The organism is Actinoplanes sp. 13 (assembly GCF_056134165.1).
This window is the reverse complement of sequence record NZ_JBVYOQ010000002.1, coordinates 476,701-494,252: the sequence shown is the minus strand read 5'-3', so window position 1 is coordinate 494,252 and position 17,552 is coordinate 476,701. Positions and strand designations below refer to the sequence as shown.

The following is a 17,552-nucleotide window of genomic DNA, read 5'->3' as shown; positions in this document are numbered from 1 at the left end:
CTCCTGGCATCGATTCCGGCCCATGACAACTTCGTAAAACCTATAAACCCGATAGGCAATGTATATTCCCCATAGGGACACACGGTCAACCCGAGAACACCGTCAGTAGGGGCCTTCATGACAAGTCCGATCATCCACCGCCGAACGCTGCTCGCCGGTCTGCTCGGCGTCACCACCGTCGCTCTGGCCGGTTGCGCCGACGACGGCCTGGCCGGCGCGGAACTGGCCGCCGGTGACGCGCTGCCCACCACGGTCGACCCGAACACCGAGCTGGTGCTCGCCGTCCACACCACCCACGTGGCCCTGCAGGCCGCCGGTGAGCTGGGCAAGCTGCCGTTCAAGGTCCGGGACTGGCCGAACATCACCGCCGGCCCCGACGTGATCCAGGGCTTCCGGGCGCGCTCGATCGACCTGGCCTCGAACGCCGGCATCCCGCCGATCCAGGCCGCGGCGATCAACGTCCCGGCCAAGATCGTCGCGGTGCAGACCAAGGACGAACCGATCTACACGTACGCCACCGCGCCCGGCACACCGGTGCGGGACCTCACCGGCCTGCGCGGCAAGAAGATCGGCTTCTCGCAGGGGCAGGCACAGGGCCTGGTCGTGCTGCGCACGCTCAAGGAGCAGGGCCTCACCCCGAAGGACGTCGAGCTGGTCACCCTGCCGAGCACCAAGTTCCTGGTCGCGCTGCAGAGCAAACAGATCGACATCGCGCCGCTGGGCGAGCCGGTGCTCACCAAGTACCTCACCGAGTACGGCAAGGACGGCGCGATCGCCATCCCGATGACCGCGGTCGACTACCTGACCGTCCTCTGGGCGCCCGGTGAGGTGCTCGCCGACTCGGCCAAGGTCGCGGCGATCCGCTCGTTCATCCCGTTCTGGGCCCGGTCGCTGGTCTGGCGCTGGGAGAACCAGGAGAAGTGGATCGACGCCTACCACGTGCGCGACCAGGGCGTCACCGTCGCCGACGGCAGGCGGATCGTCGCCGTCGACGAGAAGCCGGCCTTCCCCCGCAACTGGGACAAGGCGGCGGCCTGGCAACGGGAGTCCGCCGACCTGCTCGTCGCCGGCGGCTTCATCAAGCAGATCGACGCCGAGGAGCTGTTCGACCGGCGGTTCGAGACCATCGCCGCCGACGCGGTGCCCGCCGAGTACCAGGAGTAGAGCATGGCGACCGAGACCCTCTCCGTACCCGCCCGGCCGAAGGCACAGGCCCCACCCGCGCGGCGCAGACGCCGGCTGGGGCCGGGACGACCCGTGCCGTACGGGCGACTGATCGGCCCGGCCCTGGTCATCGGCGCCTGGGCGGCCGCGTCGGCGTCCGGCGCGCTCGACCCGAGGATGCTGTCCGCCCCGTGGACCGTGCTCGCCACCGCGGGCGACCTGCTCGCCACCGGTGACCTCCAGGCGCACGTGCTCGCGTCGCTGCAACGGGCGCTGTTCGGCTTCCTGATCGGCGGCACGATCGGCACCGTGCTCGCCCTCGCGGCCGGGGTCAGCCGGATCGGCGAGGCGCTGATCGACGGGCCGGTGCAGATCAAGCGGGCCATCCCGACGATCGGCCTGATCCCGCTGCTGATCCTCTGGCTCGGCATCAACGAGAGCTTCAAGATCGTGCTGATCGCGATCGGGACCGCGGTCACCATGTACATCCAGACGTACGCCGGGCTGACCGGCATCGACAAACGGTACGTCGAGCTGGCCGAGGTGCAGAACTACAGCCGCTGGCAGTTCCTGCGGCACGTGGTCTTCCCCGGCGCGCTGCCCGGCTTCTTCGTCGGCCTGCGGCTTGCCGTCACCGGGTCCTGGCTGATCCTGATCACCGTCGAGCAGATCAACGCGCTCTCCGGCATCGGCTACATGATGTCCCAGGCCCAGCTCTACGCGCAGACCGACGTGATCGTCGTCGGCCTCGTGGTCTACGGCGTCTTCGGCTACACCTCCGACGCCGTGATTCGCCTCGTGGAGAGGAGGGTCCTCTCGTGGCGACGCACGTTGACGAGCTGACCGGCGTACGCATCGACAGGCTGACCCGCCGCTTCGGCGACCACCTCGTGCTGGACGGCGTGGACCTGGACATCGCCCCGGGCGAGTTCGTCGCCCTGCTGGGCCGCAGCGGCTCCGGGAAGAGCACGCTGTTGCGCGCGCTCGCCGGCCTCGACCACGAGGTGTCCGGAACCGGTGAGCTGCGCATCCCGCACCGGGTGTCGGTGGTCTTCCAGGACTCGCGGCTACTCCCCTGGCGGCGGGTCCTGGACAACGTCATCCTCGGCCGGCGGGAGCCGGACGCCCGGGACCGCGGCCTCGCGGCGCTCGCCGAGGTGGGCCTGGCCGGGCGCGAACGGGCCTGGCCCAACGAGCTCTCCGGCGGCGAGCAGCAGCGGGTGGCGCTGGCCCGGTCCCTGGTCGGCGAGCCCCAGCTGCTGCTGGCCGACGAGCCGTTCGGCGCGCTGGACGCGCTCACCCGGATCCGCATGCACGACCTGCTGCGGGCGCTGTGCAGGCGGCACCGGCCGGCCGTCCTGCTGGTCACCCACGATGTGGACGAGGCCGTGCTGCTCGCCGACCGGATCGTCGTCCTGGAGGGCGGCCGGATCGCCGTCGACCTGCGCCCCGGCCTGCCGGCGGACCGCACCCACCGCGACCCCGGTTTCCAACAGGCCCGTGACCTGCTCCTCCAAGCACTGGGAGTCTGAAGAGTGACACGACAGCTGCACCTGAACGCGTTCCTGATGACGGTCGGCCACCACGAGGCGGCCTGGCGCCTGCCGGAGAGCGACCCGTTCGCGCACCTCGACGTGCGGCACTACGTCGAGCTGGCCCGGATCGCCGAGCGCGGCCGGCTCGACTCGCTCTTCCTCGCCGACAGCCCGGTGCTGTGGAACAGCATCGGCCGCCGCCCGGCCGGTGGCCTGGAGCCGACCGTGCTGCTGACCGCGCTGGCCACGGCGACCGAGCACATCGGGCTGATCGCCACCGCGTCGACCACCTACAACGAGCCGTTCAACCTGGCCCGCCGCTTCGCCTCGCTGGACCACGTCAGCGGCGGCCGCGCCGGGTGGAACGTGGTCACCACGGCCGGTGCCGACGCGGCCCGCAACTTCAACCTGGACGATCTGCCCGCCCATCGCGACCGGTACGAGCGGGCCGCCGAGTTCATCGACGTGTCCCGCAAGCTCTGGGACAGCTGGGAGGACGACGCCGCGATCGGTGACAAGGAGAACGGCGTCTGGGGCGACGACGCCAAGATCCACCCGGCCGGGCACGTGGGCCGCTTCTTCAAGGTGGCCGGGGCGCTCAACGTGCCGCGCCCGCCGCAGGGGCATCCGCTGCTCGTGCAGGCCGGCTCCTCCGAGGACGGCAAGGAGCTGGCCGCCCGGTACGCCGACGCGGTCTTCACCGCCCAGCAGACCCTCGAGGACGCGCAGGCCTTCTACGCCGACCTCAAGCGCCGCACCCTCGCCGATGGCCGCGACCCGGACACCATCAAGATCCTGCCCGGGATCGTCCCGGCGATCGGCGCCACCGAGCGGGAGGCCCTCGCGCTCGAGGAGGAGCTGGACCGGCTGATCCGACCCGAGTACGCACTCCGCCAGCTGGCCCAGACACTCCGCGTCGACCCGGCCGACCTGCACCTGGACCGGGAGCTGCCGGCCGACCTGCCGAGCGAGGACGAGATCGAGGGCGCGAAGAGCAGGTACACGCTGATCGTGGAGCTCGCCCGCCGGGAGCGGCTCACGGTGCGGCAGCTGATCGGCCGGCTCGGCGGCGGCCGCGGGCACCGCACCTTCGCCGGCACCCCCGAGCAGGTCGCCGACGCGATCCAGCACTGGTTCGACAACGGCGCGGCGGACGGCTTCAACATCATGGCGCCGGTCCTGCCGTCCGGCCTGCAGCTCTTCGTCGACCACGTGGTCCCGATCCTGCAGCGGCGCGGCCTGTTCCGCACCGAGTACACCACCCGCACCCTGCGCGAGCACTACGGCCTCGCCCGCCCCGCAGCAGTCCTCGAAGGAGCCTGACATGGTGGAATACCGTCCGTTCGGCCGCACCGGCGTGCAGGTCAGCAACCTCACGCTGGGCGCGATGAACTTCGGCGCCCGCGGCAACCCGGACCACGCCGACGGCATCCGGATCATCCACCGGGCCCTGGACGAGGGCATCAACGTGGTCGACACCGCCGACGTGTACTCCCAGGGCGAGAGCGAGGAGATCGTCGGCAAGGCCCTCGCCGGCCGCCGTGACGACGTCTTCCTCGCTACCAAGGTGCACGGGCAGATCGGCGCCGGCCGCAACACCCGGGGCAACTCCCGCCGCTGGATCGTCACCGCGGTGGAGAACAGCCTGCGCCACCTGCGCACCGACTGGATCGACCTCTACCAGGTGCACCGGCCCGAACCGGACACCGACTTCGACGAGACCCTGGGCACGCTCAGTGACCTGGTCCGGGCCGGGAAGATCCGCTACATCGGCACGTCCACGTTCGAGCCGTCGGCCATCGTGGAGGGCCAGTGGCTCGCGGAGCGCCGCGCCCGGGAACGCGTGGTGGCCGAGCAGCCGCCGTACTCGATCCTGGTCCGCGGCATCGAACGTGAGGTGCTGCCGGTCGCCCAGCGTTACGGCCTGGCCGTGCTCCCATGGAGCCCGCTGGCCGGCGGCTATCTCTCCGGTCCGGGCTGGAAGTCGCAGCGCGCCGACCGTCTCCCGGCCCGGTACGACGCCGGCCTGCCGGCCAACGCGCCGAAGGTCGAGGCCGTCCGCCGGTTGCAGGCTCTCGCCGACGAGGCCGGGCTCTCCCTGATCCACCTGGCCCTGGCGTTCGTCCTGCAGCACCCGGCGATCACTTCGGCGATCATCGGCCCGCGCACCCTGGAGCACCTGGAGTCCCAGCTCGGCGCCGCCAAGGTGTCGTTGCCGGCCGACGTCCTGGACCGGATCGACGAGATCGTCCCACCCGGCGTGAACCTGAACCCGGCCGACGGCGGGTACCAACCCCCATCGATCGCGGACAGCGCGGCCCGGCGCCGCTGACCCGAGGAGGCCCCGGCACCCGCCGGGGCTTCTTCTCGGCCCAGATCGTTAGCTAAGCTAAACAGCCCGGACCGTGAGGACCCGCATGCGCAGAGCCCCGAAGGCCGGGATCGACCCGGATCCCGCGCAGAGCTGGCTGCGGCGTGCCTGGCCGATCGTCCGCGCCCACCGCGCCCTGCTGATCACCTCGCTGACGCTCAGCTTCATCGGCCTGATCGTGCAGGTGCAGATCCCCGACCTGGTCCGCGTCGCCATCGACCGGGCCCTGGTGGACCGCACCGGCGACCTCACGAAGTACGTCTGGCTGATCGCCGTCCTGGCCGTCGTCCAGGGCGCCATCAACTTCTTGGCCCGGCTCTACCTGCTGCGGACGGCCTACGAGATGGAGTACGACCTCCGCAACACCGTCTTCGCCCACCTGATGCGGATGTCGTACGCCTTCTACGACCGGGTCCAGTCCGGCGAGCTGATGTCCCGTGCCACCGCCGACATCCGCGCCGTCCAGATGTACCTGGCGTTCGGCCCCTCGATCGTGGTCCAGTGCACGATCGCCGGCATCGCGTTCGCCCTGATGCTCTCGATCAACGCGCCGCTCGCCGTCGTGGCGATGGCCACCATGCCGGTGATCGCCGCCCTCGGCGTCCGGATGCGCAAGGCCGTCTTCCCAGTCTCATGGCTGCTCCAGTCCCGCCTCGCCGGCGTGGCCACCGTCGTCGACGAGAACATCCAGGGCGTCCGCGTCGTCAAGTCCTTCGCCGCCGAGCAACGCCAGGTGGACGCGCTGGCCAGGGCCGCCGACGAGGTCCGCTGGGCGTACCACACCGACGCCCGGATCCGCAGCCGGTGGCTCCCGGTGATGGACAACCTGCCGCGCCTCGGGCTGGCGCTGGTGCTGCTCCTCGGCGGCCTGATGGTCCTCGACGGCGATTCCACCGTCGGCACCATCGTGGCGTTCAACTCGTACGTCCTGATGCTGCAGCCGCCGTTCCGGATGCTCGGCATGATCATCATGATGGGCCAGCGCGCGGCGGCCTCGGCGCAGCGCATCTACGACATCCTGGACACCCCGGCCGACCTGCACGACCCGGCCACGCCGCGAACGCCCGCGCCACGAGGAGAGCTGCGGTTCACCGGGGTGCGCTTCGCGTACCCCGACGGCACGCCCGCCCTGGACGGCCTCGACCTGCACGTCCGCCCCGGCGAGACGGTCGCGCTGGTCGGCGCGACCGGCAGCGGCAAATCCACCGTCGCACGGCTGGCCGCCCGCTTCTACGACGTGGACGCCGGCCGGGTGCTCCTCGACGGCACCGACGTCCGCGACTATCCCCTCGCGACGCTGCGCGACCGGGTCGGCATCGTCCCCGACGAGCCGTTCCTCTTCTCCGTCCCGCTGCACGACAACATCGCTTTCGGCCGGCCCTCGGCGACCCGCGACGAGGTGATCGCCGCGGCGAGGGCCGCCGGCGCGCACGACTTCGTCCAGAGCCTCCCGCAGGGGTACGACACGACGGTCGGCGAACGTGGCTACACCCTCTCCGGCGGTCAGCGGCAGCGCGTCGCGATCGCCCGGGCCCTGCTGGTCAACCCGCCCGTGCTGATCCTCGACGACGCCACCAGCGCGGTCGACGTACGCGTCGAACACGAGATCCACGAGGCGCTGCGCGGCCTGATGCGCGGCCGCACCACGATCATGGTGGCGCACCGGCTGGCCACCATCGGCCTCGCCGACCGGGTCGTGCTGATCGAGCACGGCCGGGTGGTCGCCGACGGCACCCACGCCGAGCTGCTGGAGTCCGAACCGCGGTACGCGAAGGTCCTGGCAGCGGAGGTGCACGCGTGAGCATGTTCGGCGGCGGGTTCGGCGGCCCCGGCGGCGGTCCCGGATCCGGGGCGGTCGGCGGCCTGGGCGGCACCGGCACCGGCGGGCGGGACCGCCGCACCGGCACCGCGACGCCGTTCGCGGGCATCCCGCCCGAGCTGGCCGCCGGCGTGGCCCGGCTGGAGGCCACCGAGCCCGCCCACCCGGCCGCGGGTGAGCGGTTCACCCAGCAGCCGGACACCGCGCGGCTCACCATCACCTCGCTGCTCTCCGGCCGTCCCGGGCTGCTGGTCACCGCCGCGATCGCCGTCCTGGTGGAGGCCCTGCTGCTGCAGTCCGGCCCCTACCTGGTGCAGGTCGGCATCGACCACGGGATCGTGGCGCGCGACGTCACCGTCCTGGTCACCGCCGCGGGCGCCTTCCTCGCATCGGTGGCGCTGACCGCGCTGGCCTCCGGCGTCCGGATCCGGCAGAGCGGCCGGCTGGCCGGTTACGCCACCCGTGACCTGCGGGTCCGCGTCTTCGCCCACCTGCAACGGCTGAGCCTGGACTTCTACACCTCGGAGAAGGCCGGCGTCACGATGACCCGGATGACCTCCGACGTGGAGGCCCTCCAGCACCTGCTCCAGGAGGGCTTCGCCCAGTTCCTCATCCACGGCATCACGATGATCGTGGTCACCGCCGTCCTGTTCCACTACAGCGCCGGCCTGGCCGCCCTCACCCTGCTGCTGGTGATCCCGCCGCTGCTGCTGCTCACCCTCTGGTTCCGGCGGGCCGCCGACGTCGGCTACAACCGGCAGCGCGACACCATCGCCGCGCTCTTCTCGCACCTCACCGAGAGCCTCTCCGGTGTCCGTGTCATCACCGCGCACAACCAGCAGGACCGCAACGTCGCCGAACACCGCGAGGTGGTCGGCGCCTACCGCGACGCCAACGACCACACCGGGCGGATCAACGCCGTCTACGGCCCCGGCACGTCGGTGATCGGCCTGCTCGGCCTGGCCGCGCTCCTGCTGATCGGCGGCCGGATGGTGCTGCGCGGCACCCTCACCATCGGTGAGCTGACCGCGTTCGTGCTCTACCTCAACGCCTTCTTCCAGCCCGTCCAGCAGCTGGTCCAGCTCTACACCAACTATCAGCAGGCCCGCGCCGCGCTCGGCAAGCTGCGCGGCCTGCTGCGCACCACCCCCGCGGTCCGCGAGGCCCCCGACGCCGTCACCCTGCCGCCGGCCGAGGGCGCCATCCACCTTCAGAAGATCACCTTCGGGTACGACCCACAGCGCCCGGTCCTGCGCGACGTCACGCTGACCATCCGCCCCGGCGAAATCGTCGCGTGCGTCGGCCCGACCGGCGCCGGCAAGTCCACCCTGGCCAAGCTCATCGCCCGCCTCTACGACCCGGACCACGGCAGCGTCTCGATCGACGGCTACGACCTGCGCGCCGTCACCCTCGACTCGCTGCACCGCCAGGTCGGCGTCGTCCCCCAGGAGCCGTTCCTGTTCGCCGGCACGCTGCGCGACAACATCGCCTTCGCCCGCCCCGACGCCCCCACCCGCGACATCGACGCCGCCGTCGACGCCGTCGGCCTGCGCGACCTGGTGGACCGCTCCCCCGACGGCCTCGACACCGTCCTGCACGAGCGCGGCCAGTCCGTCTCCTCCGGCGAACGCCAGCTGATCGCCCTGGCCCGCGTCTTCGTGGCCGAGCCCCGCGTGGTCGTCCTGGACGAAGCCACCTCCAGCCTCGACCTCCGCTCCGAACTGCGGGTGGAAGCCGCGATCCAGCGCCTGCTGGAGGGCCGCACCGCGATCCTGGTCGCCCACCGCCTCTCCACCGCCCGCCGGGCCGACCGCGTGATCGTCGTCGACGGCGGCGGCATCGCCGAACACGGCTCCCACGACGAACTCATCGCAGCCGGCGGGCGCTACGCCACCATGTACGCCACCTGGGGATCCCACACACCCGACGGGTGGTACGGCGGCACCGAGGTGGACCGGCGTCACTAGTACCTTGCTTCCATGCTCACGGTCCTCTTGGCGGCAGCCGCCGATGAACCCGCGGACTGGTCCTCCAACAAGCTGGTTCTCGCCGCCGTCGCTGCGCTCTTCGGTTTCCTCAGCGGTTACGCACTCGAACTGGTCAAGAAGAAGCGTGGCGCGCGCACCGAGCTGTCGTGGAGCCTCCGGATCGAGGAACCGAGACTGAGCTACGGAAAGGCGGAGTCCGAACAGCTCAAGATCAGTTATCGAGGGCAGGAGGTCGACCACCTGGTCAGTGTCCGGTGCACGATCGAGAACACCGGCACCACGGCCGTCAAGAACCAGTTCATCCGCTTCAAGGTTCCTGCCGACGCTCGCTTGTTGCACCGTGATCTGGAGCCCAAGCCGGAGCCCGAGATGGGCGTCAAGGATGTCACCGACTCCGAACTTGAATTCGCCGGCCCGAGATACAAGGTGGATCACCTCGACCCCCGCGAGTCGGTCTCCTTCCTGCTGGCCGCGGACGGCGGGAACTGGCGCGACTGGAACGACATCGTTTTCCGGAACGAGGATGCCGACGTCTCCTACCAGCGGCGCGATGTGTCACAGACCCGCGATGACGAGGAGCATGTCGCATCTTTTCTCTTCTCGATCACGGCGGCTCTCATCGTGGCGCTCTTGACGGGCGCTGCCTCGTTGGTGATTTCGGCCCTGGGACGCTTCGCCATCGAAGAGATCCCGTTCGTCATCACGACCATCACGCTGACGTCGCTGCTGGCAGCGGCCGGCGCCTACCTCATCTCGCGAGCCCGCGAAGCGACCCGGTCGCTGGTGCGGCTCTGGTCGGGACGCGACCGCAGCCAACAGTCGATCACGGCCAGGCACAGCTGGGTGGCGTACGCGCCGCAGGGCGTCATCCACGTCGAGGGCAACGCCTCGACACTGGAGCCGCCACCGTGACGACAGGCCGTCAGCCGCGGCGGGTGCGGTGAAGAAGCCGCCGTGCGCGCCATCGGGGACTTTCACCGGAAGGCACAGTGGGCAAGGCCCGTTTCCAGTTGTCGAGAGGTCGACGTTCGCCTGTGACCGCGCTGCTCCGCCCATGATGATCGCGGCATGACGCGATTGTTGAGAGCACTACTCGCCGCCACCGCGGCGACGATCCTGTCGATCAGTCTGGGAGCCGTGCCGGCGCAGGCCGGCGCGCCGACGACCCTGCTCACCTTGACCAACCAGAGCGGCAAGCGGGAACAGTTCAAGGTGGTCAGGAACATCGTCGAGCACCGCTGGGAGAACACCGCGGGCAGTGGCTCCTACAGCGGCTGGGTGCCGCTCAAGGCAAGCGGCAACCCGTTCGTCTACCCCATGCTGAGCGGCGCCCGGAACCTCGACGGCCGATTGGAGATCTTCGCGCACCGGCAGGCCTACGACGACGTGCAGCACATCTGGCAGAACAGCCCGGGCAGCGGGTGGAGCAACTGGGCGACCCTCGACGGCGAGATCAGCGACAACGAGAGGGGCGTGTCGACCTACGTCGAGCGCGACCGGATCCACATCGTCGTCCGCGGCACCGACGGCCACCGGCACTCCCGGATCCAGCAGCAGCCGGGCTGCTGTTGGACCTGGTGGCAGCCCACCGTCACCTGACAGCGACGGTGGTGGGCCGACCGGCCCGCCACCTAGCGCGGCAGAGCTCCGATTGGCTCGAACAGCGCGTCCGGCTGAGGGATCCGGCGCAGCGCTCTGACCGCGTCCTGCCGGTCGCCGGCGGTGACGTCCGGATTCCGGGCCAGGCGCCGCAACGCCGTGGCCAGACCGCGGGTGCCCAGTCTCTCACCGGTGCACACGGCGGCCACCTGGAGCAGCTCGCCCGGCGTGAGATCGTCCAGCGCGAGACCGGTCAAGCTGTCGCGAGCGGCCGGGCGCACCGTGGCGTCCCAGCCGGCAACGGCGCCGAGGGCGAGAACGCGCACCATCGGATCCGGTGCGGCGAACAGTTCACGGGCCACCCCGAGGCCGAGCCGGCGTGCCTCGACGCTGAGACCGACCAGCCCCGAAGCCGCCCTCTGCCGGTCCGCGACCGGCCACTCGCCGTCCTGTGCCACTTGACAGAGCGCCTCGGCGGCCCGTGGCTTCTCCCTGGCGTCCATGTCGGCAAGACCGGCGTGCAGGAACGCTCGATCCGGTAGAGGCCGGCCCGGATCGCCGAGCAATTCGCCGTACACTTCCCGGCCGAGCACGGCGTCTCCGCCGCCCGACTGCATCAGCAGTGCCGCGGCATCAGCGCGCACAAAGACGCCCGCCTCGGGATGCCGGGCGATCCGGAGTAGTGCATCCACAGCGGCGGGCCGCACCACGGGTCCGTAGGACATCAGCCGCGTGGCCGCATGGCAGGCCTGCCCGGGGTCGTGCAGATCTCGGGCGAGCGTGTCCAGGATCCGCACGCAGCTGGCGACCTCCTCGTCGTCCAACGCCGCCCGCATCTCGGCGCAGGCGATCACCTCCCAGGGATCAGCCGCGGCTTCAGCGGCCAGTGCGCCGAGCAGGCGCGCCGCCTCGGTCCGGTGCGCCACACCGAGACGGGCGAGCAGCCCGGCCGCGGTCCGCCGCTCCCAGACCCGCGCCCCGTCGTCCCCGGCGAGCTCGTGCAGCAGTCGGACCACCGCCGCACGGTGCGGCTCGCCGAGGCGGACCAACTCGTACACGGCGCGCAGCCGCTCCTCCGCCGATTGGCCGGCGCGGTCGGCGGCGACCTCCGCGAGCAGTCGCGCGGCGAGACCGTCGTGCCGGAGGTCGAGCTGAACCAGCGCCGCGGCGGCGAGGGCACGGTGCAGCGGCGAGCCGGTCTCCGTGATCCGCTCCCACTGATCGGCGGCGACGAGGCGGGCTTGTGGTCCCAGCCTTCTCATCTCGGTGAGGGCGTCGAGCCGCTCGGCCGTCTCCAGACGGTTCAGCTGCGCGTCCAGAGAACGCAGAGCCGTCTCCCTGCCGCGGCCCTCGAAGAACTCGACGGTGGACGCCACGGTGCGCGTCGCTCCGGGCTCGGTGAGGAGTACCTGCAGCAGCGCCAGCGCGCGATCGGCGGAGGCGTCGAGCTCACCCAACCGGCAGGCGGCGCTGACCCGGTCGTCGACCTCCAGACCGCGGTCGCCGGCGAGGGCGGCCAGAAGGCCGGCAGCGCTCTCCCGGTGCCGGGCGCCTTGCCGGAAGAGCGCGGCGGCAGCCTCGACCCTGTGCTGGCAGGCCAGGGCCGGGTCGCCCGCCATCCCGGTCAGCAGCACCGCGACCTCGCCGCCGGCGTTGCCGAGCGTGGAGAGCAGTTCGAGCACCCGCAGTCGCCGGGCGGGCGCCACACACGGGTCCGCGGCAGCACTCCGGAGCGCCGCGGCGGCCTCGTCGCGATATCCACGATGGATCTGCGCCAGCGTCGCCAGAGCTTCGGCGCCATCGTCGCGGTCCGGCGTCGGCTGGTTCGTGATCCCGGCCAGCAGCTCCGCTGCATTTCTCCGGTGTGCCAGCCCGAGGCCCAACAGGCTCACGACTGCCGCGTGTCGCGAGCTCACCGGCAGGGCATCAGTTGCTGCCCAGGCGGTCAGCAAGCCGGCGGCACCCGTGTCGTGGTCCTCGTCCATCGCGTGGAGCGCCTCTGCCGCGTCGGCCCGAGCCCACAGGGGCTGAGTTGGGTCGTCCGCGAGCGCGCGCAGCGCCACGGCGATGTCCGGCCGGCGGTGTCGATCGACCCGCGCCAGGTGGCGATAAGCGGCCAGCCGGTCGTGGACGCCCACCTGTGCCGACTCCGCGATGCGGCTCACCACCCCGATCGCCGCAACCTGCGCCGCGGTGCCAGCCGGAGCTTGGAGGACGGCGAGACGGATCCGGCTCTCCGGCTCGATGCTGCCATCGAAGATCACATCCCCGATCGCGGCGAGCGCCTGGTCCCGCTCGCTACGCCCCAGGCGCAACCACGCCTCGGCGGCTGCGATCCGGTCACTGTCCGGCAGCGACAGATCGGCGACCTGGGCAGCCAGCACACGTCCGGCGTCGGCCCTGTCACCGCCCAGTGCGACGAGGTGCTGGGCGAGGTGGACCCGATCGTCCATCGGTCCCGCGGACACGAACGAGGCGACCACCCGCCGGGCCGCGGCCCGGGCTTCGGGTCGCAACCAGGCCAGGAGAGCGGCCCCGGTAATCTGATCGACCGGGCTCGTGCCCGCATCGTTCAGCAGGCCCTCGGCCACCTCCGCGGTCCGCGCCGCGTGCTCGGCACCGAGTTCGGCAAGGCTGCGACCGGCACTCAGACGCGTTTTCGGCGCCATCGACGCATCAGTCAGAAACCGCGTGAGGGCACCGGCGTAGTCCATAGGGAACTGATGACCACGGCCCGGGAACGGTTGCACCAGCCGCTGCCTCTCCCATTCGGGAATGAACGGGTTCACGCATCTCTGCATGAGCTCGGCCAGCAACGCGTGGCCTCGCGGGTCACTCATCGACAACAGTCGCGTCGCCGCATCGAGGCGGGTCGTCTCCATGGCGTCCGGCCCTGTGGCGACTTCATGGTGGAGGTCTGCCGAGCGCGCCGGGTCCAACCCTTCGAGAGCCCTGCCAACCCACGAACGCGTGCCGGCATCCAGCCGTGAATCAGCGCCGACTCGCCGATATGCCTCCACGACGGCGGCGTTGTGGTCCGGGCCTTCCGTCGCCAACCAATCCGCGGCTTCGGTTCGCAACGACGGGACGATGTCGCCGTCGAGAGTGAAGGCACCGAGTGCCGCCACGAAGATCCGCCGATCGGATTCCCGCATGGCCTCGGCCAGCGCGTCGACCAGCATACGGCCTCGATCGCCGGCTGTCAGATCGCCGCCGACCTGTTCGAGAGTGCGGATGACATGCTGCCGATAGTCCTCGCTCAATGCCGCGAGCGCCGTGGCCGCACGGCACCGATGCACCACCGATGCCGCCGGGTCCTGCTGCACGCGGTCGTGCAACCGCACGGCCAGGCCCGGGAGCAGCCGTTCGAGAGCGCCGAAGTCCGAGTAATCGTATCCGCCGTACGGATTCGTCAGGTCCTTCGTCCGGTCCTCGCCTGCGCTCCGCATCCAGCGGACCACGGCGCTGCTGGACAGCGTCTCCAGGTCGGAGAGGAGACCTCGGTAGTAGACGTCTTCCGACCAGGGATCCTCCAGAGCCGCCAGCAGCATTTCTGTGGCAGCTTCTCTGCGGGCATCACCGAAATCCTGAGGGTACGAAAGCAGACCGGCCCGGTCCTGCGGGCTCCACTCCAGGTCGGCGAGGATGTCGTCGAACATCGCCCAGGCCTCGGCCCGGCAGTCGTCTTCCTGAGCCGCCAGCTTGTGGATCGCATTGCGACGTTCATAGGGGTTCAGCGCCTGGTCGGCGGCCATCGCACGCAGCAGGTCGCGCGCCAGGTGCCGGCTCGGGGCGGGAAGCACAGCGAGCGCGTCGACAGCCCGGTTCTGCGCGTCGGCATACGCACCGGACATGACGGCCAACCGGTACAGCGTCTCCGCCAGCGCCGCTCCGGACGTCGGCCGCAACGTCACCAGGACCGCCGCGGCGACGATCCGGCTGACCGGGGCCACCCGCGGATCGTCGAGCGTCGCCTGGAACAGGGCCACCATGGCCCGATGGTTGTCGTCACCGAATTTGGCCAGCTGCAAGGCGGCCTCCGCACGATCGCCGGCAGCATGCTCGCTCGTGGCCATGCGCAGCATCACGCGCGCCGCGGACGAGCGCGCGTCGGGACCGAGCAGAGCGAGACGACCCGCCGCGTTGAGCCGCTGACCCGGCGGGACGAGGGGATTCTCGGCCAGGGCAGTCAGCGCGTCGATCGCCAGCTCGCGGCAGCGCGGGAGATCCGCGAGCCGGTCCGCCGCGGAAAAGCTCCGGAAAACGCCCGCCTCGATCGGTTTCTTGGCCATGTCGTGCAAAATCCGGGCGGCCCGGTCGAGGTCGCGGCCGCCGAGCTTCGACAGCTCGTCGGCCGCGTTGTACCGGCCCCAGTAGGTGTTCCACGGATCGGTGGCCGCGTCGTACAGGATCTGCGCCGCCCGGTCACGGCCGTCCGGTTCGAGCAACGCCGCCGCTGCCCGAGCCAGCGGTATCTCGTCGGCGTCGGCCGGTTGGAGAGCCTCGAGCTGCCGGAGGGCGCTGATGGCACGGGTCCGGCTGTCACCTCCGAGCGCGCTGAGGCTCTCCGCGGCGGCACGGCGATCACTCACGCTCGCGGTGGTGTCATCGGCGAACTCGCCGAGCAGGCTCGCCGCCCGGGTCCGCTGCTCCGGCCCGAGCCTCGCGAGCGCCTCGACGGCGGAGATCTGGTCGGTCCGATCCACCGTCGCGTCGGCTGCGAGCTGGTACAACAGCGTTTCCGCCTCGGTGCGGAATTCGGTGCCGATTGCGGCGAGCGCCTCTGCCGCCCCGAACCTGTCGTCGCCCGGTGCGTCCGTGTCGGCGGCGATGGCGCGCAACGTGTCAGCCGCTACGGAGGTGTAGCGGCCGCCGAGGCGGGCGAGCACCTCCGCCACGTCGATCCGGACGCTCCCGGGGCGACCAGATTCGCGGAGCAGCCGCTCCAGGGTGCCGGCGCCCTCCTGGACCACCCGTGGGTCGTGCTCGCGCAGCACGTCGACGACCGCGGCTCTGGCGGTCGGCGGCGTACGGTTGTCATGGAGCCATCCCCACAACCGCTCTCGCACCACGAGGTGCCGGCACAGTCCGGCCGCCTTCCGCAACTCCGCGACGTACGAACCGGCCAGGATCTGCGCTTCGGCCATGTCCAGCATCGCGACGAGCTCCGCGTCGGTACACGGGGTGCCCTGGGCGATGAGCCGCCCGGCGTGCTCCCGTTCGCTCTGGCTGCGGTCCTGTAGGTGGGTGAGCACTCCGTGGCCCGCCGCATGCATGTGCAGGTAGTGGACCAGCGTCAGCTCCGCGGCCTCGTCGTCGAACAGGAAGCGGCTGATCAGATCGCGCCACACCGGCCCGGACGGCGTGAAGGTCTCCGGCAGGTCGCGCGCCCGGGCGTCGGCCGCCAGGTGCTCGGCGAACGTCTGGTGCAGGAAGCGCAGCCGGACCCCGTGCCGTCCCAGCAGGCCGGTCCGGGCCAGCCAGTGACCCACGGTGTTCTGCCACCCGGCTGGTAACGCTGCCGGCAGGGGCGCCCGTTCGCGCAGGTACTCGTCGGCCACCACGGCGAGCGGGGTCTCGCTCTGCGTGTACCGGATGGCGAGGTGCTCGAGCAGCGACGTCCTGTTCTTCTCCAGCCAGGCGTGCAGGCGGTCGTCACCGATCCCGGCGAACGCCTGGGCGGCTGGGATGCTGCGACCGGCGAACTCGGCCATGTACTCCTGGTACAGCTCGTAGCGGCTGGACGGCAGCGGCTGGTCCCGGCGGCGGGAGGCGAAAACCTTCGCGGCCACCGTGGCGAGCAGCGGCACGGTGAGCACCTGTTCGAGACCAGCACGACGGATCTGCGCCAGGAACTCGGCGGCGTCCGCCGCGCCGGCCGTGGTCTGGAACGGGTCGAACCGTCGCGCGGCGAACCTCTCCAGCGCCGCGGTGTCGAACGGCTGCAGCTCGAAGAAGCCCACCCGCGGGCCCTGCAGCTGGGCGGTCTCGCCGGGGGCGAGCGGACGGCTGGTCACCAGGAAGCGCGCGGCGCCGGGCGATGCCATCCGCATGTAGAGGGCCTTGAGCAGGCGGTCGCGGTCGACCGGATTCGGGATCTCGTCAAGGGCGTCGATCACGATGAACCACCGGCGGCCACCGACCGGACGGGTGAAGGTCTCCGCCGACACCACGTCGCTGCCGAAGAACCCGTACTCGTCGGTGACAGCGGCCGCGAGGGCCTCGCCCCACAAGCGCCCGGAGTGCGCGGCGAGGATACGAGCCGGCAGCATCAGCGGCACCAGGCCCTCGCTCGCGCCGTTCGTCACCAGGCGGTCGGTGAGATCACCGACCAGGAACCGGCCCAGCGTCGACTTGCCGAGACCCGCGGCGCCCTGCACGACGAAGTGGTCGTACTGGTCGAACACCTCCTCGAACGGCTGGGCGAGACGAGTGACCCGGCGGTCCTCCTCCACCATGGCCGGCTCGTCCAGGTCGGGATCCCAGACCTGCTGCCGCACGCCGACCGGACTGGCGACGTTCTGCCGCACGTAGACGCTGGAGAGGGCCTGCCGGTACTGACCCGGCGTGGAGTCCGGGAGTTCCTCCGCGTATTGGCGCATGAACTGCAGCAACTCCGCCAGCGCGGGCGGCACGGCGGCCGGGTGCGGAGGCGGAGTTCCGGCTGGCGGGTTCCGGGGGCGACCACCGCGATTCGCCCGGCGGGCCGCCTTGGCCTGCCGGTGCAGGATGAGCCATTCCTGGATCGGCATCGTCGGTGGGAACCCCCGGCGCTGAGCCTGCTGTTGCAACGAGGCGACCAGGAATCGGACCGCAACCTGGCTCGACGGCACGGCCTTGCCGCCGAACCACTCGCTGAGGCTGCTGTCAGAGAGGTCGATCCGCTGCGGTTGCCGGGCCGCCTGCTGAATCAGCTGAGGGTAGGGCGGTCTCCCGGCCGCGTCGTACAGCCGGCGCAGCTCCTGGGCGAAGCGGCCGACGGCGGCGGCGTCCGTCACCAAAGCGGCCGGCCGTTCCGTCTCCGGATCCGGACAGGGAGGCGTCGTGCCCGCATATCGGCACAGTAGACCGGCGGG

The 17,552-nt window shown here is 71.1% G+C and carries 10 protein-coding genes; 9 read left to right on the top strand and 1 reads right to left on the bottom strand.

Annotated elements, in window-relative coordinates:
* The first annotated feature begins 117 nt into the window (after positions 1-117).
* The 9 genes from AC0NH5_RS06810 to AC0NH5_RS06770 all read left to right on the top strand — a co-directional run bounded on the left by AC0NH5_RS06810 (position 118) and on the right by AC0NH5_RS06770 (position 10,476).
* Positions 118-1,164: an ABC transporter substrate-binding protein gene (locus AC0NH5_RS06810; RefSeq protein ID WP_474401034.1), complete on the top strand. Its 1,047-nt coding sequence runs from the start codon at positions 118-120 to the stop codon at positions 1,162-1,164.
* A gap of 3 nt (positions 1,165-1,167) precedes the next feature.
* Positions 1,168-2,007, top strand: a complete 840-nt coding sequence (locus AC0NH5_RS06805) for an ABC transporter permease (protein WP_474401032.1) — start codon at positions 1,168-1,170, stop codon at positions 2,005-2,007.
* The gene (locus AC0NH5_RS06800; RefSeq protein WP_474401030.1) at positions 1,983-2,696 is read left to right on the top strand and encodes an ABC transporter ATP-binding protein; all 714 of its coding nucleotides are present in this window, start codon (positions 1,983-1,985) and stop codon (positions 2,694-2,696) included. The genes AC0NH5_RS06805 and AC0NH5_RS06800 overlap by 25 nt, the downstream gene beginning before the upstream one ends.
* A 3-nt stretch (positions 2,697-2,699) precedes the next feature.
* Complete coding sequence (locus AC0NH5_RS06795) at positions 2,700-4,022, top strand: LLM class flavin-dependent oxidoreductase (protein WP_474401028.1); 1,323 nt, start codon at positions 2,700-2,702, stop codon at positions 4,020-4,022.
* A gap of 4 nt (positions 4,023-4,026) precedes the next feature.
* Positions 4,027-5,031: an aldo/keto reductase gene (locus tag AC0NH5_RS06790; RefSeq protein WP_474401394.1), complete on the top strand. Its 1,005-nt coding sequence runs from the start codon at positions 4,027-4,029 to the stop codon at positions 5,029-5,031.
* A gap of 85 nt (positions 5,032-5,116) precedes the next feature.
* A complete protein-coding gene (locus AC0NH5_RS06785; protein WP_474401026.1) occupies positions 5,117-6,871 on the top strand; it encodes an ABC transporter ATP-binding protein in 1,755 nt (584 codons plus the stop codon).
* Between the two features lie 2 nt (positions 6,872-6,873).
* Complete coding sequence (locus AC0NH5_RS06780) at positions 6,874-8,856, top strand: ABC transporter ATP-binding protein (protein WP_474401392.1); 1,983 nt, start codon at positions 6,874-6,876, stop codon at positions 8,854-8,856.
* Between the two features lie 27 nt (positions 8,857-8,883).
* Complete coding sequence (locus AC0NH5_RS06775; RefSeq protein ID WP_474401024.1) at positions 8,884-9,789, top strand: hypothetical protein; 906 nt, start codon at positions 8,884-8,886, stop codon at positions 9,787-9,789.
* Between the two features lie 156 nt (positions 9,790-9,945).
* Positions 9,946-10,476: a DUF8189 domain-containing protein gene (locus tag AC0NH5_RS06770; protein WP_474401023.1), complete on the top strand. Its 531-nt coding sequence runs from the start codon at positions 9,946-9,948 to the stop codon at positions 10,474-10,476.
* A gap of 32 nt (positions 10,477-10,508) precedes the next feature.
* On the opposite strand, the gene AC0NH5_RS06765 is transcribed toward AC0NH5_RS06770, so the two are convergent.
* Entirely contained in the window at positions 10,509-17,474 is a 6,966-nt protein-coding gene (locus AC0NH5_RS06765; protein ID WP_474401022.1) for an NACHT domain-containing protein, read from the bottom strand.
* Positions 17,475-17,552: the final 78 nt, after the last annotated feature.

Coding starts and splice junctions, on each gene's coding strand:
- AC0NH5_RS06810 (WP_474401034.1), top strand. CDS start 118: ATGACAAGTCCGATCATCCACCGCCGAACGCTGCTCGCCGGTCTGCTC.
- AC0NH5_RS06805 (WP_474401032.1), top strand. CDS start 1,168: ATGGCGACCGAGACCCTCTCCGTACCCGCCCGGCCGAAGGCACAGGCC.
- AC0NH5_RS06785 (WP_474401026.1), top strand. CDS start 5,117: ATGCGCAGAGCCCCGAAGGCCGGGATCGACCCGGATCCCGCGCAGAGC.
- AC0NH5_RS06780 (WP_474401392.1), top strand. CDS start 6,874: ATGTTCGGCGGCGGGTTCGGCGGCCCCGGCGGCGGTCCCGGATCCGGG.
- AC0NH5_RS06770 (WP_474401023.1), top strand. CDS start 9,946: ATGACGCGATTGTTGAGAGCACTACTCGCCGCCACCGCGGCGACGATC.